The 21,326-nt window shown below is 73.2% G+C and carries 17 protein-coding genes; 14 read left to right on the forward strand and 3 right to left on the reverse strand.

Going from position 1 to position 21,326, the window contains the following annotated elements; all coding sequences use genetic code 11:
- Positions 1 to 608: 608 nt before the first annotated feature.
- The 3 genes from F9C12_RS39485 to F9C12_RS39495 form a co-directional block, all read right to left on the reverse strand.
- Positions 609 to 3,167 (reverse strand): transglutaminaseTgpA domain-containing protein, encoded by a 2,559-nt coding sequence (locus tag F9C12_RS39485; protein ID WP_409463842.1) that lies wholly within the window; start codon positions 3,165 to 3,167, stop codon positions 609 to 611.
- Positions 3,168 to 3,243: 76 nt separating this feature from the next.
- Complete coding sequence (locus tag F9C12_RS39490; RefSeq protein ID WP_409463843.1) at positions 3,244 to 4,515, reverse strand: DUF58 domain-containing protein; 1,272 nt, start codon at positions 4,513 to 4,515, stop codon at positions 3,244 to 3,246.
- Positions 4,516 to 4,547: 32 nt separating this feature from the next.
- Positions 4,548 to 5,612: an AAA family ATPase gene (locus F9C12_RS39495; RefSeq protein ID WP_409179406.1), complete on the reverse strand. Its 1,065-nt coding sequence runs from the start codon at positions 5,610 to 5,612 to the stop codon at positions 4,548 to 4,550.
- Positions 5,613 to 5,876: 264 nt separating this feature from the next.
- Here F9C12_RS39495 and F9C12_RS39500 point away from each other — a divergent pair, with 264 nt between their 5' ends.
- The 14 genes from F9C12_RS39500 (at position 5,877) to murG (ending at position 21,270) form a co-directional block, all read left to right on the forward strand.
- A complete protein-coding gene (locus tag F9C12_RS39500; RefSeq protein WP_409179407.1) occupies positions 5,877 to 6,242 on the forward strand; it encodes a hypothetical protein in 366 nt (121 codons plus the stop codon).
- Positions 6,235 to 6,774: a DUF3558 family protein gene (locus F9C12_RS39505; RefSeq protein WP_409463844.1), complete on the forward strand. Its 540-nt coding sequence runs from the start codon at positions 6,235 to 6,237 to the stop codon at positions 6,772 to 6,774. The genes F9C12_RS39500 and F9C12_RS39505 overlap by 8 nt, the downstream gene beginning before the upstream one ends.
- 22 nt (positions 6,775 to 6,796) lie before the next feature.
- A complete protein-coding gene (locus F9C12_RS39510; RefSeq protein ID WP_409463845.1) occupies positions 6,797 to 7,366 on the forward strand; it encodes a PE-PGRS family protein in 570 nt (189 codons plus the stop codon).
- Complete coding sequence (locus F9C12_RS39515) at positions 7,363 to 8,061, forward strand: ESX secretion-associated protein EspG (protein WP_409179410.1); 699 nt, start codon at positions 7,363 to 7,365, stop codon at positions 8,059 to 8,061. Before F9C12_RS39510 ends, F9C12_RS39515 begins: the two co-directional genes overlap by 4 nt.
- A 485-nt stretch (positions 8,062 to 8,546) precedes the next feature.
- Complete coding sequence (gene mraZ / locus F9C12_RS39520; RefSeq protein WP_009080393.1) at positions 8,547 to 8,978, forward strand: division/cell wall cluster transcriptional repressor MraZ; 432 nt, start codon at positions 8,547 to 8,549, stop codon at positions 8,976 to 8,978.
- 192 nt (positions 8,979 to 9,170) lie between these two features.
- On the forward strand, positions 9,171 to 10,127 hold the full coding sequence (gene rsmH / locus F9C12_RS39525; RefSeq protein WP_409463846.1) for a 16S rRNA (cytosine(1402)-N(4))-methyltransferase RsmH: 957 nt from the start codon (positions 9,171 to 9,173) through the stop codon (positions 10,125 to 10,127).
- Positions 10,124 to 10,774: a hypothetical protein gene (locus F9C12_RS39530; protein WP_409179412.1), complete on the forward strand. Its 651-nt coding sequence runs from the start codon at positions 10,124 to 10,126 to the stop codon at positions 10,772 to 10,774. The genes rsmH and F9C12_RS39530 overlap by 4 nt, the downstream gene beginning before the upstream one ends.
- Positions 10,774 to 12,699 (forward strand): peptidoglycan D,D-transpeptidase FtsI family protein, encoded by a 1,926-nt coding sequence (locus F9C12_RS39535; protein WP_409179413.1) that lies wholly within the window; start codon positions 10,774 to 10,776, stop codon positions 12,697 to 12,699. The genes F9C12_RS39530 and F9C12_RS39535 overlap by 1 nt, the downstream gene beginning before the upstream one ends.
- A 422-nt stretch (positions 12,700 to 13,121) precedes the next feature.
- A complete protein-coding gene (locus F9C12_RS39540; RefSeq protein ID WP_409467143.1) occupies positions 13,122 to 14,681 on the forward strand; it encodes a UDP-N-acetylmuramoyl-L-alanyl-D-glutamate--2,6-diaminopimelate ligase in 1,560 nt (519 codons plus the stop codon).
- Positions 14,678 to 16,183 carry a UDP-N-acetylmuramoyl-tripeptide--D-alanyl-D-alanine ligase gene (gene murF / locus F9C12_RS39545; protein ID WP_409463847.1) on the forward strand — a complete coding sequence of 502 codons (1,506 nt, stop codon included), beginning with the start codon at positions 14,678 to 14,680 and terminating at the stop codon, positions 16,181 to 16,183. The genes F9C12_RS39540 and murF overlap by 4 nt, the downstream gene beginning before the upstream one ends.
- Positions 16,180 to 17,262: a phospho-N-acetylmuramoyl-pentapeptide-transferase gene (mraY, locus tag F9C12_RS39550; RefSeq protein ID WP_409179415.1), complete on the forward strand. Its 1,083-nt coding sequence runs from the start codon at positions 16,180 to 16,182 to the stop codon at positions 17,260 to 17,262. The genes murF and mraY overlap by 4 nt, the downstream gene beginning before the upstream one ends.
- A 57-nt stretch (positions 17,263 to 17,319) precedes the next feature.
- Positions 17,320 to 18,726, forward strand: a complete 1,407-nt coding sequence (murD, locus tag F9C12_RS39555; protein WP_409463848.1) for a UDP-N-acetylmuramoyl-L-alanine--D-glutamate ligase — start codon at positions 17,320 to 17,322, stop codon at positions 18,724 to 18,726.
- Positions 18,713 to 20,149, forward strand: a complete 1,437-nt coding sequence (gene ftsW, locus F9C12_RS39560) for a putative lipid II flippase FtsW (RefSeq protein ID WP_409179417.1) — start codon at positions 18,713 to 18,715, stop codon at positions 20,147 to 20,149. Before murD ends, ftsW begins: the two co-directional genes overlap by 14 nt.
- On the forward strand, positions 20,146 to 21,270 hold the full coding sequence (gene murG, locus F9C12_RS39565) for an undecaprenyldiphospho-muramoylpentapeptide beta-N-acetylglucosaminyltransferase (RefSeq protein ID WP_409179418.1): 1,125 nt from the start codon (positions 20,146 to 20,148) through the stop codon (positions 21,268 to 21,270). The genes ftsW and murG overlap by 4 nt, the downstream gene beginning before the upstream one ends.
- Positions 21,271 to 21,326: the final 56 nt, after the last annotated feature.

Below are 21,326 nucleotides of genomic sequence, written 5' to 3' on the forward strand. Positions count from 1 at the left end.
GCAGGTCTGGACTGCACCGCTTGGTGGAGGCGCGGATCCCTGGCTCGTGCCCTGGTGAGTGTCCACGCGTGTCTGACTCACCTGCTGCGGTGAGGCGAGCGAGTCACGGTGCCGGTTTCTCGTGCGCGGGCCTGGACTGCGCCGCATGGTGGGAGGCACGGATCCGTGGCTCGTGCCTTGGCCGAGCGTCCACGCGTGTATGACTCACCTGCTGCGGTGAGGCGAGCGAGCCACGGCACCGGTTTTCTCGTGCGCGGGCCCGGACCGAACCGCTAAGCGGGACAAAGATCCCTGGCCCGAGCTTCGGTGAGCAACGCGAGCCGAAACCAGCCGCGGCACCGGTTGCGGCGTTGCGCGGCGATCGCCGATCGATTCGACCGCTGCGGCACTCGGCCGGGCAGAGTCCGGACATCGCCGCACCCCATTCGGGGGTTTCCGGCAGCCAGCGGGGCGGGGTGAGGTCGTGGCCGCGCGGACCGTGCTGGGCTTCCCGCAGCGAGGGTCGCCGGCGGAAATCCCGGCAACGGTCGGCGATCCCCCAGCCAGATCCGGGCACCACGCGGCAGTTCAGACCTGTCCGGAAACTGCCGCCCGGCCCTGGGGGAAACTCACCGCCGTCGGCGAAGCACCGAGCGTGGGAACAACCGGCCCCGCAGGGACAGCGGGGCGGTCTGCCGCAGGCTCTCCCGCAGTTGCCCGAACGCGGGCTCCAGCGTCGGGTCCGGTTCCGCCTCGTCGCTGTACCAGCTGCGTTCCACCGCGCCCAGCACCGTCCGCAGAGCCTCCCGGCCCTGGTCGTCCAGGCGGTGCCGTTCCGCGATCTTCCCGCCGGCCACGCGGACCGTGTCGCTGTCGGAGATCGGTACATCCCGGTCCGCGCATTCCGCTTTCAGCTCGCGCCACGCCGCGTCGGCCGCGTGGGGGGCGTGCGTCGCGATGGTCTGAAGGTGGCGGCGGCGCGTGAGGTCCCGGAGCGCCGCGGGGCCTCCGAGCGCGGCGAGAACCAGGACGACGGCCGCGGCCAACCACCACGACACTGTTCCGGCCAGCAGGCCCAGCGCGGCTACCAACAGGACGGCTCCGGTCAGCGGCAGCCACAACACGGCCAGGCGCACCGGAGTCGGAGCGGCGACTGGGGTTCTGACCAGGACGTTCCCGTCCGGCGTGGCACCCGGCGGCACACCGGACGGAGCCAGGCCCGGACGGGGGCGGCGGCGCAGGAAATACGACGTGGCCACGGCAGCGACGCCCAGCACGGCCAGGGCCAGCGCGAGCCAGGTCAGCCAGCTGTCGTCCGGAGTGGTGTCGACCGGGGCGGCGGGCGTCGCCTGGTCGTGGGTCTTGTCGGTCGGCGCGCCGGTGGACGGGGAGGCCGAACGCGGGGCCGTCGGCACGTCGTCGGTCGCGTTGGACTGCCGCGGGTTCTGGGTGTTCTGCTGCAGGTACGGCGGGACGATGCCGCGGCCGTCGGCGAGCGGGGTCGGGTCGAAGCTGACCCAGCCCTTGTCCCCGAAGTACGCCTCGACCCACGCGTGCGCGTCCTGCGAGCTGATCGACTGATAGTCGCCCTTGGACACGCCGGGAGTGAAGCCGATCGCGACGCGCGCGGGGATGTGCGCGACCCGCAGCATCACCGCCATCGCCGACGCGTATTGCTCGCAGTAGCCCCGTTTCCCCTTGAGGATGAAGTCGGCGAGAGCGTCGGCGTCGGTGGCGTCCGCGGTCTTCGTGTCGTAGACGAAACCGTTCTGCGCGCTGAAGTACTGCCACAGCGCGGTCGCCCGGTCGAAGTTGTTCGACTTGCCCGCGGTGAGCTGTTCGGTGAGCGCCGCGACCCGCCGGTCGACCTGGCCGATCCGCGTGTACAGCGCGGGGACCTCGTCGGATTTCGGCGCGGCCTCCCGCAGTTCCGCCGCGGTCGGCTCCTTCAGCGACGCGGTTTCCACGTACGTCGGGGCCGGTTCGCTCGTCGTGGTGAACACCGAGCCGCTGACCCGGTCGTACAGCCACTGCGGCGGCACGCCCCGGAGCGCGCGCGGGGCGCCGTAGATCGGGAGCCAGTTGTCGACCCAGCGCGTCGGCTGGATCTGGATCTGCCGCGACACTCCGGTGCCGTCGTCGCCGGGCGCGGCGGGCAGGGTGCTGTTCGCGAGCACGCCGGTCTGCGCCTGGCCGCCGGCGCGCAGGCCCCAGCCCTTGTTCGGGGTGTAGGTGTCCAAGGTGAACGCGCGCAGCAGCCGCCGGTCCGGGCCGAGGCCGCGGACCTGGAACAGCTCGGTGTTCTGGCCCTGGTCGAGCAGCCCGCGCAGCTGCGTGAACGGCGCGATGCCGAAACCGCCGGTCCCGTCGCCGTCGCCGCCCGGGCCGGAGCCGAACGGGATCTTGCCGACGGTGCCGACCATGGTGATTCCGCCGCCCAGCAGGCCGAGCACGATCGCCGAGCTGACGACGGCCACCGGGGCCTGCAGGAGCCGCAGCGCGCCGCCGGACCCGGGCGCGTCGCGGTTGCGCCAGCGGCGGTGCCGGTGGTTGCCGTCGAGCGCGAGCAGGCACGCGAAGGCTCCCGCGCCGAGCACGAAGGTCCACCACGGCATCAGTTCGTCCGACAGCGCCGCGGGCACCGCGTACACGCAGAGCAGCACGAGCCCGGTCGCCGCGGGCGCCGCTGCGGCGACGGCGAGCGTGTCGACCAGCACCGCGACCAGGCCGACCGCGATCGTGACCAGGCACAGGATCGGCTGGGTGCTGTCGACCGGCGGCAGCCCGATCCGGATCTGCTCGGCCGCCGCGGCGAGCGTGGCCCGCAGTTCGCCGAAGGCGGTGGGACCCGGGAAAATCGTGAGCACGCCCTGCGTCGTGAACGCCCCGGTGATCAGGAACAGCAGCACGAGCAGCTGTCCGAACCCGGCGACGACGGTCGGCGCGCGCAGCGAGCGCAGCGCCAGCCCGGTCCCGGCGACGAGCACGACGGCCACGACGAGGTACCCGAACCAGGCCCAGCCGGAGACGACGCTGGTCAGCGACGTGGCCGCGCACAGCGTCGCGAGCCCGGCGGCGACCGGCGGCAGGACGCTGCTCCGCCACGCGGGCGGGGGATCGGTCGGCTGCGGCGTCGGGGTGTGCGGGATCGGCGGCGCGCCGGACGGGCGGGGAGCGGTGGCGGTCATCGGTTCCCCTTGCGTGCTCGTGAGCGGCAATCCCGGTTAGAACCGGGATTGCCGCTCACGACGGTGGCCAGCGGGCTCATCGCGTACCGCCGATCACCGTCGACCGGTGGGTGCCCGCGCGGCACAGCAGCCCCCACACCTCGGGCATCGGCGTCGAAGGACCGGCCACCACGACCCCCCAGCCGGCCCCGCGCAGCAGCTCCGCCGATTCCTGGGTCGCCGCGGCGAGGTGCTCCGGCGAGGCCGAACCCGCCCAGGCCGGGGTGTCCAGCAGGACGGCGAGACTGCGCACGCCGCGCGCCCGGAACCGCGTCAGCTCGTGCACCGATTCCGCGCTCACCGTGCCCAGGATCGCGATCAGTTCCTGTCCCTCGGCCGGATCGTGGCCGAGCGTCACGTCTCGCTGGTGCGCGGGCTGGAGCGCGGCCAGCGCGTCGAGCACCAGGTTGTCGTAGCCCTCGCCGCCGTCGGCGGGGGAGTCGGCCAGCGAGATGCCGTGTTCGGTCACCAGCCGGACCCGGTGGCCGGTCCGCCGCAGATGCAGCGACACCGACGCGGCGAACGACACCGCCCACTCCAGGCTCGCCGCCGGCCCGCTCCCGTGGTGCGCGGCCGCGCGATGGTCCAGCAACACTGTCGTGCCGCCGCGCCAGGGCCGTTCCTCGATGCGGACCATGATCTCGTCGCGGCGCGCGGTCGAGCGCCAGTGGACCTTCCGCATGTCGTCGCCGGTGCGGTAGTGCCGCACGATCACGTCCGGTTCGCCCTGCCCGGAATGCAGCCGGACGCTCCCGTCGTCGCCCGCCCCGGCCCCGCCGCCGCCGGGCAGCCCCCACAGCGGGACCACGCGCGGCACGACGACCAGCCGCGAATGGCCGATCAGCTCCCGTTCGAACTCGCACAGCCCGAACGGGTCGGTGATCGTCGCGCGCAGCGGGCCGACCTGCTGGATCCCGCGCAGGCCCGGCCGCAGCGGGTACCGCAGCAGCACGCGCCGGTCGTGCGGCAGCCGTTCGACCACGAACCGCGGGCGCGAGCCCAGCGCGTACGGCACGCCGTCCTCCAGCAGCACCTCGCCGCCGGGCAGCCGCCCGCTGCGCCACAGCTCCAGGTCGACCTCGCCGGCCGAGCCCGCCGCGACCCGGTCCGGGCGCAGGGAACGCGCGGCGCCCAGGCGCAGCCGGGTGGCCGAGATGTAGGCGGCGACCAGCAGCGGCAGGGCGACCACGAACACCGCGACCCGCAGCAGGTCGCGTTCGTTGAGCACCAGCGAGCACACCGCGGCCGCGATCCCGGCGGCGAGGAGGCAGCGGCCTCGGGTGGTGAGGCCGGAAAGCGCGCGCAGCATGCGGATTCCCTAACGGGGTAGCGGGACGCGCCTCAGCGGGCCGAGCCCTGGGGGACGGGGACGCGGTGCAGCACCGCGCGGACCACGTCGGTCGCCGAACGGCGGGCGGCGTGCGCCTCGGTGGTGAGCACGAGCCGGTGCGCCAGCACGGGCACCGCGACCGTGTGCAGGTCGTCGGGCACCACGTAGTCGCGCCCGGACAGCGCGGCCTGCGCCCGCGCGGCCCGGACCAGGTGCAGCGTCGCGCGCGGCGAGGCGCCGAGCCGGATCTCCGGCACCTGCCGGGTCGCGGACACGACGTCGACGGCGTACCGGCGGACCTCCGGCGCGATGTGCACGCCGCGGACGGTCTCGATCAGCCGCAGCATGGTCTCGCCGTCGGACACCGGGGCCAGGTCCGCGAGCGGATTGTGCCCGGAATGCTCGTCGACCATGGCCAGTTCGGCCTGCTGGTCGGGGTAGCCGATGGACACCCGCGCGGTGAACCGGTCGCGCTGGGCCTCGGGCAGCGCGTAGGTGCCCTCCATCTCGATCGGGTTCTGCGTCGCGATCACCATGAACGGCGCGCCGAGCGGGTAGGTGCTCGTGTCGACCGTGACCTGGTGCTCTTCCATGCACTCCAGCAGCGCGGACTGCGTCTTCGGCGAGGCCCGGTTGATCTCGTCGCCGACCACGATGTTCGCGAACACCGGGCCGGGCCGGAACTCGAACTCGCCGGTCTGCCGGTTGTAGATGGAGACGCCGGTGACGTCGCTGGGCAGCAGGTCGGGCGTGAACTGCACGCGGCTGACGGTGCAGTCGATCGAGCGCGCGAGCGCCTTGGCGAGCGAGGTCTTGCCGACGCCCGGCACGTCCTCGACGAGCAGGTGGCCCTCGGCCAGGAGGGTCACCAGCGCGATCCGGATGACGTCCGGCTTGCCTACGAGGACGCGCTCGACGTTCGCGGCGATCCGGCGCGCGGTGTCGTGCAGTTCGCCGAGCCCGGCCGCCGGGACCCGCGCCAGCCCGTCCGCGGACTCGACCGCCGGGTACGGCGGCTGTCCGGACCCGTTGCCGTGCGGGCCGGCGGGGGAAGCGGACTGGATTCTCGACGTCACTCGACCTCCTGGTGGCGCAATGGCTGGACGGCAACCGGCGGGGATGCGCGCCTGTCCAGCGTTCTCCCCAGTGTGTCAAACCCGGGAGAACGGGGCGGCGGAACCCCGAGATCGTTTCATGGTGACGCCCAGCCACCTCAGCACTCCTTCTTACGGGTGATTATGAGGCATTTTCAGGTGATCCCGCTGACTGTATGCACTGTCGTATGCTCCGAAACGAAGTCGCCCGACCACGGTTCGACGTCGGAAGAGGTGCATCCGCGCATGAGCGAGGCCGAGGCGGAACGGAAAGCCGGGCTCCCGGGGCTGTCCGGCGGCCGGTTCGCGGTCACGCCCGAGCTGGCGTCCGCGACGTACGCGAAGCTCGGCGAACTGCAGGACGTCGTCGGCGAGATGGTCCGCGAGGCCGCCGTGCTCGGCCGGTCGGTGCCGCTCGGCGGCGGGTACGCGGGCGAGGTCGGCGCGTTCATGGCGAAGTACGGCCTCGGCCGCGACGGCTCGGCGGTCGACCGGCTCACCGCGTTCGGGAAGGAAATCGCCGGGCTGAAGACCCGCATCGGCGGCGCTCTCGAGAAATACCGCGACCAGGACGGCGAAGCCGCCGAGGGCGTGGACTGCACCGGTGGCTGACCGTCTCGCGGCGCGCGCCGCGCTCCTTTCCCTCGCCGGGCTGGCCGTGCTGCCGCTGGTCTCGTGCGGCCGGATGCCCGGCCTCTCGCACGCCGCCCCCGCGGACGGCGGACCGCCGCCGCCGCCGACGTCCTCCGCACCTTCGCTGGCCAAGCTCGACCCGTGCGCGCTGCTTTCGCCGCAGGACCGGTCGTCGGCCGGGCTCACCGGGCAGGGCAAGCCGAAGACGATCGGCGAGGCCCGGGCCTGCGACTGGACGGCGCCCTCGGTCTTCGGCGTCACCGTCACCCTCGACGAGACCAACGGGCTGGCCAACCTCGACCTCTCCGACGGCAAGCGCACCAAGAAGGACGTCGGCTCGCACCAGGCGGTGCAGGTGTCCGGCCGCCGCGGCACGTGCGCGGTGCTGCTCGACGTGGGCGGCGCGCAGAGCGTGCAGGTCGACGTCGCCAACGCGAACTTCGCCGACTCCGCGCTCGCCTGCTCGCGGGCGGGCGACGTGGCCGGCCTGGTCGAGCCGAAGCTGCCGTGAACCCCGTGCGAGGAGGAAAGTCGTGACCGACACCCCGGCCCCCGAGCCGACGGCCCGGTACGAAGCGTTCAGCCACGCGGCGCTCGCCGCGCAGGCGGTCGAGGGCAACGACCCGGCCGCGGCCGGCGAGGCGGGGGCGCGGTGGGCCGGGCTGGCGCGGCGGCTCGAGGAGTCGATCGGCGGGCTGGTCGCGCTGTCGGCGGGCAGCGAGGAAACCTGGCAGGGCGACGCCGGCGACGCGATGCGGAAGGTACTCGGCACGGCCTCCGGCTGGCTGGCCGAAACGTCGGTCGTGTCGGCGAAGGTCGGGGAGGCCGTGCAGGGACAGGCCGAGATCGCCGCCCGGGCGCGCGCCGACATGCCCGCGCCGGTGGACTTCGACCCGGCGGCGATGATCCGGTCCGCCGCGGCGAGCGGGAGCCTGGTGCGGCTGGCCGGGCTGTCGTCCGAGATGGACGAGCGGCGCGCCGAAGCCGAGGCCGCCCGGCAGAAGGCGATCGACGTCCTGCGCACCCGGGACACGGCGTTGCGCGGCCTCCTGCCCGAAGGCGAATTCCCCGCGGTCCCGCCGCTCGGCGCGGGGCCGGCTTGATCAGCCTGTCGGCGTCCGCGTTCGACATCGTCTGGGCCGACCTCGGCCTGGCCGCCCCGCCCGCGCCGCTGGCGGTGCGCAGCGTGGGGGAGACCGACGCCGACCGGTCCGCGATCCGCGCGGAGGTCTACCGGAACCTCGGCGAGCGCGGCCTGTTCGACGGCCGTCTCGACGCCGCGCTGGAGAACAGCCTGCGCGTGCTGGCGTCCGCGGACCGGTACGTGGAGTGCGAGGCGCTCGCCGACATGACCGCCGACGAACCGTTCCGCGCGGTCGCCGCGCTCCGCGGCCGGAACGCGGTGCTGGCCGTGCAGCCGGCGCGGACCATCGGCGTGCGCGACATCGGAGAGAGCGAACTCGCGTCGGCGATCGTCGACGTGCTGCCCGAACTGTCGGCCGGTCCCGGCTACGGCGTCCGGCTGCCCGCGGCGGGGGAGCCGCCCGGCGGCGCGCAGGGGGAGGAGCTGCGGGCGATCCAGTCCCGGCCGGTGTACGCGGCGGGCCAGTTCACCGTCCACGTCCGCGACCGCGCGGGCAAACTGGCCCGCGCCGGCGGGCTGACGTGGTTCGACACGGACGCCGGGGCCTATTCCGCGGTGTGCTCGCCGGGGCGCGGCGGAGCGGAATGGGTGACGGTGTCCCCCGTGGACAGTGCCCGGCTGGCCGAGCGGGTGATGGAGCTGGTTCCCGGCTGACCCCGTCCGAAGTGGACGGCGCCGGCGCCGCAAGCGGACGGTTCCCCACTCGGCCCCACCGCGGTTCCCCACCCAGCCCCACCGGGTGCCGCGCCAGCGGTCCCACCGGCCCCCACTGCGGTTCCCCACCCGGCCCCACCGCGGCTCCCCACCCCGCTCCACCCGCCTCCCCACCGGCCCCCACCGGTTCCCCCACCAGTCCTCACTCCTGGTCCCCGCGCTGCCGAAACGCGGACGTTTCAGGCCTTCCGAGGTTGCGGCAGACCCCGGTGCGGGGGATCTTCGCCACGGTCCCCCCACCGAGCCCCCACCTGGACCCACCTCCGTGACCTGCGCAAACGCGCCACCCGACGGAGTGGCACGGCCCCGGGACGCGTTGACTGTGGTGAAAAGTGGGGTACGGTGGTGCGCAGTGGGGCGGAAGGGAGCCCCCGAGCCGGAACCGGGCGGGGAGCCAACCGGATCCGGTAGGGAGGTGGAGGCCGGTGTTCCTCGGCACCCACACCCCGAAGCTGGACGACAAAGGGCGGCTCACGCTGCCCGCGAAGTTCCGCGAAGCCTTGGCCGGCGGGCTGATGGTCACCAAGGGGCAGGACCACTGCCTCTTCGTCTTCCCCCGTGCCGAGTTCGAGCAGATGGCCAGGAAGGTCGCCGAAGCCCCGTTCACGAACGAGGCGGTGCGGGCCTACCAGCGCTACCTGTTCGCCGGGACGGACGAGCAGCGTCCGGACGGGCAAGGGCGCGTCGCCATCGCGCCGGAGCTGCGCCGGTACGCGGGGCTCAACAAGGAGTGCGTGGTGATCGGCGCGATCACCCGGCTCGAGATCTGGGACGCCCAGGCGTGGCAGGGCTACCTGGACGAACACGAGGACAGCTACGCACAGGCTCGGGAGGAAGTACTGCCGGGCGTCTTCTAGGGGACGCCCCGGGCGCACCTGCGTCGTCGGGGGACGCGGGTACGCCGTTCGACGCGGATGCCGTGAGGCCTCTGTCCGCTCATTGACCCTGGCGCACCTTCCCCGGTGCCAGGTCAGCAAGCGGGCGGGCAGGGACCTGACGGCATCCGCCGCATCTTCCCCGGTTACGCACGCGGCAGAAAGGGGGAGGACATGACGGACGCAGCCGAGCACGTTCCGGTGCTGCTGGACCGCATCGTCGAGCTGTTCGCCCCCGCGCTGGAAGGGCGCGACGCCGTCTTGGTCGACGCGACCGTCGGCCTCGGCGGCCACTCCGACGCGCTGCTGACCGCGTTCCCCCGGCTCCGGCTGATCGGCCTGGACCGCGATCCCGCCGCGCTCGAGCGCTCCGCGGAGCGGCTCGCGCGGCACGGCGACCGCGTCGACCTCGTGCACACGGTCTACGACGGGCTGCCCGAAGCGGTGGCCGGGCTGGGACTGTCCCGAGTGGACGGAATCCTGTTCGACCTCGGCGTCTCCTCGATGCAGCTCGACCGCGCCGAACGCGGGTTCGCCTACTCGCAGGACGCGCCGCTGGACATGCGGATGGACCCGACCACCGGGTTCACCGCGGCCGACGTGCTCAACACCTACGCGCCCGGCGAGCTGATCCGGATCCTGCGCGACTACGGCGAAGAGCGCTTCGCGCAGCGGATCGTCCGCGCCGTGGTGGCGGAGCGGGAGAAGGAACCGTTCACCCGCAGCGGCCGGCTGGTCGAACTGCTCTATTCCGCGGTGCCCGCGGCGAGCAGGCGCACCGGCGGGCATCCGGCGAAGCGCACCTTCCAGGCGCTGCGGATCGAGGTCAACGGCGAGCTGGAAGTGCTGCGCCGGGCGATGCCCGCGGCGCTGGGCGCGCTGGCGATGAACGGCCGGATCGTCGTCGAGTCCTACCAGTCCCTCGAGGACCGGCTGGTCAAGCAGGCGCTCGCGGAACGGGCGAAATCCCGGACGCCGGAAGGGCTTCCGGTCGAACTGCCCGGGCACGGGCCGGAACTGAAGCTCCTCACCCGGGGAGCGGAGAAAGCCGGCGAGAGCGAGATCGAGCACAACCCGCGGGCCGCCTCGGTGCGGCTGCGCGCAGCACAACGGATCGGAGAGCCGCGATGACCGCACCTACGAAGTCCCGCCGCTCGTCGTCGACCGCTGCGGAGCGGGCACCGCGGAACACCGTCGCCGAGACGGATGCCCCGGCACGGCGGCGCACGACGGCGGCCGAGCGGGCCTACGCCCGGCGGGCGCAGCGGGCCGACCTGCTGCGGCAGCGCGCGCCGAAAAAGCCGGTGGCGGAACCGGAAACCGTCGAGACGAAGACCGTGCGCGCGCGGTTCAAGCTGCGCTGGCCGCGGTCGCGCGCGTCGTTCGTGCTCGTGATGATGGGGCTGCTGGCGGTCGGGGTCGCCGCGACGCTGTGGTTCACCACGCAGGCGATCGCCGATTCCTACCGGCTCGAAAAACTGCGCACGGACAGCGCTTCGCTGATGGAGACGAAGGACCGGCTGGAGCGCGAGGTCGCGAAGGCCCAGTCGCCGGCGTCGCTCGCGCCCGCGGCCAAGCAGCTGGGCATGGTGCCCGGCGGCGACCCGGCGCGCATCGTCGTCGGCAAGGACGGCAAGACGACCGTCGTCGGCGAACCGAAGAAGGCCGAGCCGGACGAGCAGCAGGAACCGGTCGCGCCCCCGGCGCAGCAGCCGGTCGCTCCGCCGGAGGGCGGCATCGAAGGCGACGTGACGGCGGGGACCGCGGGAGGACAGTGATGGCGGCAGGCGGCAACAGCCGTTCCCGGGCGGCGGGCAGCGCGCGGCGGACTTACGCCGCGGGCACCCGCCGCGCGGTCGCGAAACGGGGCAACGGCGGGCAGCGCAGCCGGTTTTCCGCGGTGCGCATCATGCTCGTGGTGCTGATGGTGGTGGCGGGCGCGAAACTGGTGCAGGTGCAGTGGTTCGAGGCCCCCGCGCTGTCCGCGGCGGCCGAACGGCAGCGCACGCTCACCATCGACATCCCCGCGCAGCGCGGGTCCATTGTGGACCGCAACGGGGCGAAACTGGCGTTCAGCGTGGAAACCCGCACGCTGTCGGTGAACCTGCGGGCGCTGCACAAGACGATGGACGAGTACGCGAAGAAGTACCCGGACAAGGGCCGCACCTTCGAAACCGAGGTCGCCGGCGCGGCGAAGCTGATCGCGCAGAAGGTCCCGCACCTCACGACCGAGGCCGAACAGCTGGCGCTGCTGCACAAACAGCAGTCCTTCACCTACCTCGTCGACAACGTCGAGCCGTCGGTGGCCGACCAGATCGTCAAGAAGTACGCGTGGATCAGCGTGGAGAAGCGCGCCAAGCGCGAGTACCCGGGCGACACGCTCGCGTCGAACATCGTCGGCCTGTCGAACTGGCGGATGGACGACCCCGACGTGTCGAAGCACAACCTGCACGGCGTGGTCGGGCTGGAGAAATCGCGCGACGCGGACCTGGCCGGCACGCCCGGCCGCGAGATCGTGAACACCCAGAACGGCAACGACAACCTGTACCTGCCGGGCACCGAGCACGTGCTCACCGCCGCCGTCCCGGGCTCCGATCTCCAGCTGACCATAGATTCCGACCTGCAGTTCGAACTGCAGCGCCAGCTGAGCGACTACGTGGCGAAGGCGAACGCCAAGGGCGGCCAGGCGGTCATCATGGACGCGAAGACGGGCGAGGTGTACGCGCTGGCCGACTCCAGCACGTTCAACCCGAACGACCCGTCCACGCTCAAGCCCGACCTGCTCAACAACCGGCCGGTCACCACGCCGTACGAACCCGGTTCGGTGAACAAGGTGGTCACCGCGACCGCGGCGATCGACGAGAAGATCGCCACGCCGACCTCGACGCTGCAGGTGCCGGGCTCGATCAAGGTCGCCGACCGGACGGTGCACGACGCGTGGCAGCACGGCACGCAGACGTTCACCACCACCGGCGTGTTCGCGAAGTCCTCCAACGTCGGCACGCTGGAACTCGCGCAGCAGGTCGGCCCGGACCGGTACCTCGAGCTGCTGAAGAAGTTCGGCATCGGGCAGAAGACCGGCATCGGCCTCCCCGGCGAGAGCTCCGGGTACGTCCCGCCGCGCGAGGACTGGTCGGCGTCCACGTTCGGCAACCTGCCGATCGGGCAGGGCCTGTCGATGACCGTGGTGCAGATGGCCGGGATGTACCAGGCGATCGCCAACGACGGCCTGCGCGTCGAACCGCGGATCGTGAAGGCGAAGAAGAACCCGGACGGCACCGTGACGCCGGAAGCGCCGCCGAAGACCGAGCGCGTGGTCAGCCCGGAAACCGCGAAGACGGTGCGGGACATGCTGCGCGCGGTGGTGCAGAACGCGAAGAGCCCGAACGCGGGCACCGCGCCCTCGGCCGGGCTGGAGGGCTACCAGGTCTCCGGCAAGACCGGCACCGGCCAGCAGATCGACCCGCGCACCAAGGCCTACAGCTCGAGCCTGGCGAACATCACCTTCGCCGGCATCCTGCCCGCCGACCACCCGCGCTTCGTGGTCGGCATCCGGCTCGACGCGCCGGACACCACGCTGCCCTCGGGCTTCGGCCACTCCGCGGGACCGCTGTTCCACACCGTCGCGTCGTACCTGTCGCAGCGCTACCAGATCCCGCTGTCGGACGGCCCGGCCCCGGTCGTTCCCCTGGTCCTGCCCTGATTTTTTTCCGGCAGCAGCGCGGGCGTCCCGGACGACGCGTTCGGGGCGCCCGCAGTTGCGGCACAGGCGGCTGCTGAGCTGGAGCACCGGGTCGCGTTCCGGCCGACGCGGGGGACTCGTTTTCTTTGCGGGACACGAGGATCCGGGGGCTCCGGCTTCGTTGCCCGCCGGGCATGCCGCGTTCGCGTCCGGCCGTGCTCGAAGCGCCGAAGCGGCGAACCCCGCGCCGATCGTCCACACGGGCCGGTCCCGGGCCGGGGAAAGGGTTGCGCCGCAACGATCTTGCCCGCCTCGCCTACCACACCCGGGGCGGGGGCGCGCGTTCGCCGTACCGCGTTGGGTCACCCGGATCCGGCCTCGGTAACCTCTCCGGCGTGTCCGTGTCCTCGTCCCAGCCCCGAAGCGGGCCCGCTGCCGCGTCGCTGCCGGACAGCCCGGCCAAAGCGGCCGCCGCGCCGCCCCGGCCGGCCCGGATCGACCCGGTCCCGCTGGCCACTCTGCTCGCCCGTGCGGGAGCCCGGCTCATCGCCGACCGTCCCGAGGCCGCCGACCTCACCGTCACCGGCGCCACGCTGCGCGCGCAGCACGTGCTCCCCGGCGACCTGTTCGCCGGCCTCCCCGGCGCCCGCGCGCACGGAGCCGACTTCAGCGAGCAGGCCCTCGCCGCCGGAGCCGCGGCCGTCCTGACCGACCCGAGCGGAGCCGACCGGCCCGCGCTGCGCGACGCGCCGGTGCCCGTCCTCGTGCACCCGGACCCGCGCGCCGCGCTCGGCGAGATCGCCGCGTGGATCTACGGCGAGCCGTCGCTGCACCTGTCCGTCCTCGGCGTCACCGGCACCTCCGGCAAGACCACGACGTCCTACCTGGTCGACTCCGGCCTGCGCGCCGCCGGGCGCGCCACCGGCCTGATCGGCACGGTCGAGACCCGGATCGGCGGCGAGCGGCTCGCCAGCGGGTTCACCACGCCGGAGGCCCCGGACCTGCAGGCGCTGCTCGCGGTGATGCTGGAACGCGGCGTCACGCACGTGCCGATGGAGGTCTCCAGCCACGCGCTGGCGCTCGGCCGGGTCAACGGCACCCGGTTCGCGGTGGGCGCGTTCACCAACCTGTCGCAGGACCACCTCGACTTCCACAAGGACATGGAGGAGTACTTCGCCGCCAAGTCCCTGCTGTTCGACGGCCGGTCCACCACCGAGGTCGTCGTGGTCGACAGCGCGTGGGGGCAGGCGCTGCTCACTCCGCAGACGGTGACCGTCTCGATCGAGGCCGGGACCGACGCGCTGTGGCGGGCCGCCGACATCGAAGCCACCCCGGCCGGCGAGCAGACCTTCACGCTGCTCGGCCCGGACGGGCTCAGCCGCGCGGCGAAGATCCCGCTGCCCGGCACGTTCAACGTCGCCAACGCCGTCCTCGCGGCGGCGATCCTGGACAGCGCGGGCATCGAAGCGGACGACATCGTCGCCGGGCTCGCCGCGGTGGAGGTGCCCGGCCGGATGGAGCGGGTGTACCTCGGCCAGGACTTCACCGCGGTGGTCGACTACGCGCACAAGCCGGCCGCGGTGGCCCAGGGCCTCGACGCCCTGCGCGCCCGCACCGACGGCCGGATCATCACCGTGCTCGGCTGCGGCGGCGACCGCGACACCGCGAAGCGCCCGATGATGGGCGAGGCCGCGGCGCGCCGCAGCGATCTCCTGATCGTCACCGACGACAACCCGCGCTCGGAGGACCCGGCCGCGATCCGCGCCGCGATGCTGGCCGGGGCCCGCGCCGTCGGGCCCGCGGCGGGCGGCGAGGTGCTGGAGATCGGCGACCGGCGCGAGGCGATCGCGCACGCGGTGTCGGTCGCCGGGCCGGGCGACATCGTCCTCATCGCAGGCAAGGGCCACGAGACCGGCCAGGAGGCCCAGGGTGTGGTGCACCCGTTCTCCGACCGGGACGAGCTGGAGGCCGCCATCCGCAAGCGTCTCGAGGTGACCGCGTGATCGAGCTGAGCCTGGCCGAGATCGCCGACGTCGTCGGCGGCAGGCTGCACCGCACCGACGGATCCGCTGTCGTGACCGGCAGCGTCGAATTCGACACCCGCAAGCTGGGCCCGGGCGGGCTGTTCCTCGCCCTGCCCGGCGAACGCGTCGACGGGCACGACTTCGCCGCGAAGGCGGTCGAGGCCGGCGCGGTCGGCGTGCTGGCCGCGCGGGAGGTCGACGCCCCGGCGATCGTCGTGCCGCCGCTGCCGCCGGGACAGGCCAACTCCCGGTCGGTCGCGCTGGCCGGCGACACCGACGGCTCCGGCGCCGCCGTGCTGGCCGCGCTGGCCAAGCTGGCCCGGCACGTGGTGGACCGGCTGGCGGCGGGCGGGCTGACCGTCGTCGGCGTCACCGGTTCGTCCGGCAAGACCTCGACCAAGGACGTCATCGCGCAGCTCATCGAGCCGATGGGCCCGACGGTCGCGCCGCCCGGGTCGTTCAACAGCGAACTGGGCCACCCGTGGACCGCGCTGCGCGCCGACGCCTCGACCAAGTTCCTCGTGCTGGAGATGTCCGCGCGCGGGGTCGGGCACATCGCCGCGGCCGCCGAGACGACGCCGCCGCGGATCGGCGCGGTGCTCAACGTCGGCAGCGCGCACGTCGGCGAGTTCGGCTCGCGCGAGGGCATCGCGAAGGCGAAGGGCGAGCTGGTCGAGGCGCTGCCGGAAGACGGCCTCGCGGTGCTGAACCTGGACGATCCGCTGGTCGCGGCCATGGCGAGCCGCACCAAGGCCCGCGTCGTGGGCGTGGGGGAGTCGGCCGGGGCGCAGGTCCGGGCCGCCGACATCACCGTCGACGACGAGGCCCGCCCGTCGTTCCGGCTGATCACGCCCGAGGGCGAGGCCCCGGTGACGCTGCCGCTGCACGGCGAGCACCACGTCGGCAACGCGCTGTCGGCCGCCGCCATCGCGCGCGAACTCGGCGCGACCACCGAGGAGATCGCGCGGCGGCTGTCGTCGCTGCAGCGGCGCTCGGAGCGCCGGATGGAGGTGACCACCCGCGCGGACGGCGTCACGATCCTCAACGACTCGTACAACGCCAACCCGGAATCGGTCCGGGCCGGGCTGAAGGCGCTGGCCTCGATGAGCCGGTCGGGCCGCCGCGCGTGGGCGGTGCTCGGCGTGATGGGCGAGCTGGGCGAGGACTCGGTCGCCGCGCACGATGCGATCGGCAGGCTCGTCGTCCGGCTCAACATCGAGAAGCTCGTCGTGGTCGGCCAGGACGCCGCCGCCATGCACCAGGGCGCGCTGCAGGAGGGTTCCTGGGGCGAGGAGTCGGTGCTGGTACCCGATGTCGAGGCCGCCGTCGGCGTGCTGCATGATCAGCTCCGTCCCGGGGACGTGGTGCTGGTCAAGGCGTCCAAGGCCGCCGGTCTCTGGCGGGTGGCCGAGGCGCTGCTGGCCGATCCCGGGACTTCCCCCTCCTCGAACTCCGAACGCTCGAACGGTGGTCACGCGTGATCAACATCATGATCGCGGCCGCGGCGGGTCTGCTGGTCTCGATCCTGCTCACGCCCTACCTCATCCGGGTCTTCTCGCGGCAGGGCTTCGGCCAGGAGATCCGCGAGGAAGGCCCGCAGGGGCACAAGTCGAAGCGCGGCACGCCGACCATGGGCGGCGTCGCGATCATCATCGCGATGGTGGCCGGCTACTTCGTCGCGCACCTGATCACCTGGATCGGCAATTCGCGCGCGGCCGCCCCCTCGGCGTCCGGCCTGCTCGTGCTGATGCTCGCGGTCGGGCTCGGCGTGGTCGGCTTCCTCGACGACTTCATCAAGATCCGCAAGCAGCGCAACCTCGGGCTGAACAAGACCGCGAAGCTGGTCGGGCAGCTCGTGGTGACCGTCCTGTTCGCGGTGCTGTCGCTGCAGTTCAAGGACGCCCAGGGGCTGACCCCGGCGTCGCAGAGCCTGTCCTACGTCCGCGACCTGGCGCTGATCACGTTCCCGTCGGTCGTGTTCGTGATCTTCTGCTACATCGTCATCTCCGGCTGGTCGAACGCGGTGAACTTCACCGACGGCCTCGACGGACTGGCCGGCGGCGCGGCGGCGATGGTGCTCGCCACCTACGTGGTCATCTCGTTCTGGCAGGCGCGGCTCTCCTGCTCGACCCAGCCGCTGCCGGCCTGCTACGACGTGCGCGACCCGCTCGACCTCGCGGTCGTCGCGGCCGCGGCCACCGGGGCCTGCATCGGGTTCCTGTGGTGGAACGCCGCGCCGGCGAAGATCTTCATGGGCGACACCGGTTCGCTCGCCCTCGGCGGCCTCGTCGCCGGGCTGTCCATGACCACCCGCACCGAACTGCTCGCGATCGTCATCGGCGGCCTGTTCATGGTCGAGATGATCTCGGTGGTCACGCAGATCGCGGTCTTCCGCACGACGCGGCGGCGGCTGTTCCGGATGGCCCCGTTCCACCACCACTTCGAGCTGGCCGGGTGGGCGGAGACCACGGTGATCATCCGGTTCTGGCTGCTCTCGGCGATCTGCTGCATGTTCGGCCTCGGGCTGTTCTACAGCGAGCAGCTCAACTTCGGGAGCTAGGTGAAACCAGCGGCGCGCAGCGCCACCGTTGAGGGTGGCGGAGGGGAAGAAGGTCGGGTGGAGCTGGACGGCGAACACGTTCTGGTCGCGGGCGCGGGAGTCACCGGGAAGTCGGTGGTCCCGGTGCTGCGCGAGCTGGGCGCGCGGGTCACGGTGACGGACGGCGACGCCGACCGGCTCGCCGAGCTGGGGGACCTGGACGCCGAGCTGGTCCCGGGCCTGACCGCACCGCCCGCGGACACCGCGCTCGTGGTGACCAGCCCGGGCTGGCGGCCGACGTCGCCGCTGCTGGTCGCGGCGGCCGCGGCGGGCGTCGAGGTGATCGGCGACGTCGAGCTGGCCTGGCGGATCGGGCGGCTGCGCGAGCATCCGCCCGCGTGGCTGGTGATCACCGGCACGAACGGCAAGACGACCACGGTCGGGATGCTGGAGTCGATCCTGCGCGCGGCCGGCTCGGACGCGGTGGCCTGCGGCAACGTCGGCTACCCGGTGCTCGACGCGGTGCGCGGCGGGCATCAGGTGCTGGCCGTCGAGCTGTCGAGCTTCCAGCTGCACTGGTCGTCCACGATCGCGCCGGACGCGTCGGTGGTGCTGAACCTCGCCGAGGACCACCTCGACTGGCACGGTTCGATGGAGGAGTACGCCGCCGCGAAGGGCCGCGTGCACGAACGTTCGCGCACCGTCGTGCACAACGTCGACGACCCGTGGTCCACGCGGATCGCCGAGGACCACGCGCCCGAGGCCGCCCGGCGGATCGGGTTCGTGCTCGACACCCCGCGGCCCGGGGAGCTGGGCCTGGTCGAGGACCTGCTGGTGGACCGCGCTTTCGGGGCCGACCCGGAGGCGAGCGCGGAGGAGCTGGCCGAGATCGCCGACGTCCGCCCGGCCGGACCGCACAACCTCGCGAACGCGCTCGCCGCGGCCGCGCTGGCCCGCGCGCACGGCGTGACGCCGGCGGCGGTCCGCGCGGGGCTGCGCGCGTACGAGCCCGCGCCGCACCGCGCGGTGGAGGTCGCCGAGATCGGCGGCGTCCGGTACGTCAACGACTCGAAGGCCACCAACCCGCACGCCGCGCTCGGCTCGCTGCTCGCGCACGAAAGCGTGGTCTGGATCGCCGGCGGGCAGCTCAAGGGCGCGTCGGTGGACGACCTGGTCGCGGCGGTCGCCGGACGGCTGCGCGCGGCCGTCCTGCTCGGCGCCGACGCCCCCGTGATCGAAGCCGCTCTCGCGCGACACGCGCCGGATGTCCCGTGCAACCGCCTCCTTCCGGGTGACGATGAGCCCATGACTGCGGCGGTGAATGCGGCCAGCGCCCTGGCTCGTCCTGGTGACGTGGTGCTTCTCGCGCCCGCCGCCGCCTCGCTGGACATGTTCGGCGGCTACGGAGCGCGCGGCGACGCGTTCGAAGCCGCGGTGCGTGCGCTGGCCGGAGGCGCGGCGGGGGCGGCGGATGACGGTCGTTGACGGAGACAAGCCCCGGCCGCGGCGCGTCCGCAAGGAAAGCCCGTTCGTCGCGCTCCGCACCGCGCTGACCGCGTGGCTGTCCCGGCCGCTGGCGTCGTTCCACCTGGTCCTCGCGCTGACCGGCATCCTGACCGTGATCGGCGCGGTGATGGTGCTGTCCGCGTCCTCGGTGGCCTCCTACAACCCGAAGACTGGCAGCGGCGTGTACTCGCTGTTCTTCCGGCACCTGATGTTCGTCGCGATCGGCGGGATCGTGTTCTGGATCGGCCTGCGGGTCCGGCTCGAACGCGTGCGCCGGATGTCGGCGACGATGACCGTCGCGTGCCTGGGCCTGCTGCTGCTCGTGCTGACGCCGCTCGGGTCGACGGTGAACGGCTCGCAGGGCTGGTTCAAGCTCGGCGTGTTCACCTTCCAGCCGGTCGAGGCGGCGAAGGTGGCGCTGGCCTTCTGGGGCGCGCACATCCTGGTGATCAAGTACAACGTGCTGCACCAGTGGCGGCATCTGCTGGTCCCGGTGGTGCCGGTGGCGCTGCTGATGTTCGCGCTCGTGATGCTGCAGCCCGACCTCGGCGGCACGATCACGCTCGCGGTGGTGCTGCTCGGCCTGCTGTGGTTCGCCGGCGCGCCGAAACGGCTCTTCGGGGTGATCCTGGCCGGCGGCCTGAGCGGCGTGCTGGTGCTGGCGATCATCGCGCCCTACCGGCTCGCCCGGGTGATGTCGTTCCTGTCGCCGGACGCGGACACCTCGGCCGAGGGGTTCCAGGCCAACCAGGCCAAGCTGGCGCTCGCCGACGGCGGGCTGTTCGGCAAGGGGCTCGGGCAGGGCGCGTCGAACTGGGGCTACCTGCCGAACGTGCAGAACGACTTCATCTTCGCGCTGATCGGCGAGGAACTGGGCTTCGTGGGCTGCGCGGTCGTGCTGGCGCTGTTCGCCGGCGTGGCCGTGGTCGGCCTGCGCATCGCCACCCGCAACATCGACCCGTGGATCCGGATCGTCGCGGGCACGCTGACGGTGTTCCTCGTCGCGCAGGCGGCGATCAACATCGGCTACGTGGTCGGGCTGCTGCCGGTCACCGGCGTCACGCTGCCGCTGATCTCCTACGGCGGCACGTCGCTCGTGATCACCATGCTCATCATGGGCGTGCTGGCCAACGCCGCGCGGCACGAACCCGAGGCGGTGGCCGCGCTGCGCTCGCACGGGCCGGGTAAATTCGGACGCCTGCTGCGGCTGCCCGCGCCCGATCCGTACCGCCCGCCGTCCTCCCGCAAGGGAACGCGCGGCGCGGGGAACGGGACGAAGGCGGCCCGGCCGGCGCCGCGTGCGGCAAGGCCCGCACCGGCACAGGAACGCCGCCGGTCGGCGCGGCGGAGTACAGCGAACCGCGGTGCCCGGAGCACCGCGAACCGGAGAGGTCATCGGTGAGCAAGCCCGTCAAGGGAACGCAGCGGCCGGCAGCGGGCCGGGCGCCGGTCGTCGTGGTCGCCGGCGGGGGCACCGCCGGGCACATCGAGCCCGCGCTCGCGCTGGCGGACGCCGTGAAGCGGCTGCGCCCGGACGCCGAGGTGGTCGCCCTCGGCACGGAACGCGGACTGGAGAACAAGCTCGTGCCCGCGCGCGGGTACCCGCTGGAGCTGATCCCGCCGGTCCCGATGCCGCGCAAGCCGACGCCGGAGCTGCTCCGGCTGCCGCTGAAGGTGCGCGATTCGGTCCGCCGCACCCGCGAGGTGCTCGACCGGGTGCGCGCGGACGTCGTGGTCGGCTTCGGCGGCTACGTCGCGCTGCCGGCGTACCTCGCCGCGCGCGGCCGCGTGCCGATCGTGGTGCACGAGGCGAACAAATCGGCCGGGCTGGCCAACAAGGTCGGCGCCCGGTTCGCGTCCCGCGTCGCGGTCGCGGTGCCGGGCACGCCGCTGCCGAAGGCCGAGGTGGTCGGCATTCCGCTGCGCCGCTCGATCACGTCGCTGGACCGGGCCGCGCTGCGCGCCGAGGCCCGCGAATTCTTCGGGCTGGACCCGGACGCGCCGACGCTGCTGGTGTTCGGCGGTTCGCAGGGCGCGGCGTCGATCAACTCCGCGGTGTCCGGCGCGGCCAAGGACTTCGCCGAGGCCGGCGTCGGCGTGCTGCACGCGCACGGGCCGAAGAATTCCCTTGCGGTGCAAGAGTTTCCCGGCCGCCCGCCGTACGTGCCGGTGCCGTACCTGGAGCGGATGGACCTGGCCTACGCCGCGGCGGACGCGGTGGTGTGCCGGTCCGGCGCGATGACCGCGGCCGAGGTGTCCGCGGTCGGGCTGCCCGCGGTGTTCGTGCCGCTGCCGCACGGCAACGGCGAGCAGGCGGTCAACGCCCAGCCCGCGGTCGACGCCGGCGCGGCGCTGATGGTCGCCGACGCCGACCTCACCGCGGCGAAGGTCGCCGACCTGGTGATCCCGCTGGTGACCGACGCCGGCCGGGTCGCGCGGATGAGCGCGGCCGCCGTCGGGCTCGGCCACCGGGAAGCCGACGAGACCCTCGCCCGCATCGTTTTGGAGGCCGCCGGTGCCTGATTCGCCCGAACTGCCCGAGCAGCTGCGCCGCGCGCACCTGATCGGGATCGGCGGGG

The organism is Amycolatopsis sp. GA6-003, from assembly GCF_046267895.1.
In the GTDB taxonomy this organism is placed as follows: domain Bacteria; phylum Actinomycetota; class Actinomycetes; order Mycobacteriales; family Pseudonocardiaceae; genus Amycolatopsis.

Coding starts and splice junctions, on each gene's coding strand:
- F9C12_RS39485 (WP_409463842.1), bottom strand. CDS start 3,167: ATGACCGCCACCGCTCCCCGCCCGTCCGGCGCGCCGCCGATCCCGCAC.
- F9C12_RS39490 (WP_409463843.1), bottom strand. CDS start 4,515: ATGCTGCGCGCGCTTTCCGGCCTCACCACCCGAGGCCGCTGCCTCCTC.
- F9C12_RS39500 (WP_409179407.1), top strand. CDS start 5,877: ATGAGCGAGGCCGAGGCGGAACGGAAAGCCGGGCTCCCGGGGCTGTCC.
- rsmH (WP_409463846.1), top strand. CDS start 9,171: ATGACGGACGCAGCCGAGCACGTTCCGGTGCTGCTGGACCGCATCGTC.
- F9C12_RS39530 (WP_409179412.1), top strand. CDS start 10,124: ATGACCGCACCTACGAAGTCCCGCCGCTCGTCGTCGACCGCTGCGGAG.
- F9C12_RS39535 (WP_409179413.1), top strand. CDS start 10,774: ATGGCGGCAGGCGGCAACAGCCGTTCCCGGGCGGCGGGCAGCGCGCGG.
- ftsW (WP_409179417.1), top strand. CDS start 18,713: ATGACGGTCGTTGACGGAGACAAGCCCCGGCCGCGGCGCGTCCGCAAG.